Genomic DNA, 253 nt, shown 5'->3' with positions numbered 1-253 from the left:
TCTGGGGTACCTGAAGTCGGTGACCGTAACAGGAGCTGCCTAGGGTAAAACAGGTAACTAGGGCTAAGTCGTAACAAGGTAGCCGTACCGGAAGGTGCGGCTGGAACATCTCATTTTAGAGCGTCTTTAAGACGTTAAACAAAATCAGTATCGTAAGATACATTATACTTACTTAAAGCATAGCTTTAGTTTTTTGTTTGGTTGATATATTACAAATACAAAACCCACTAGAAATTAGTAAACGGGAAGAGAA

1 rRNA gene is annotated in these 253 nt (G+C 39.9%); it reads left to right on the top strand.

Annotated features, from left to right (window positions below):
• Positions 1-116: ribosomal RNA gene (locus tag BBI00_RS21000) — 16S ribosomal RNA — on the top strand; the annotation flags it as partial.
• Positions 117-253: the final 137 nt, after the last annotated feature.

Origin of the sequence: Chryseobacterium arthrosphaerae, from assembly GCF_001684965.1 — a bacterium.
In the GTDB taxonomy this organism is placed as follows: domain Bacteria; phylum Bacteroidota; class Bacteroidia; order Flavobacteriales; family Weeksellaceae; genus Chryseobacterium; species Chryseobacterium arthrosphaerae.
Note: the sequence above shows the minus strand (reverse complement) of the source record. Positions and strands in the feature narration are given on the sequence as shown.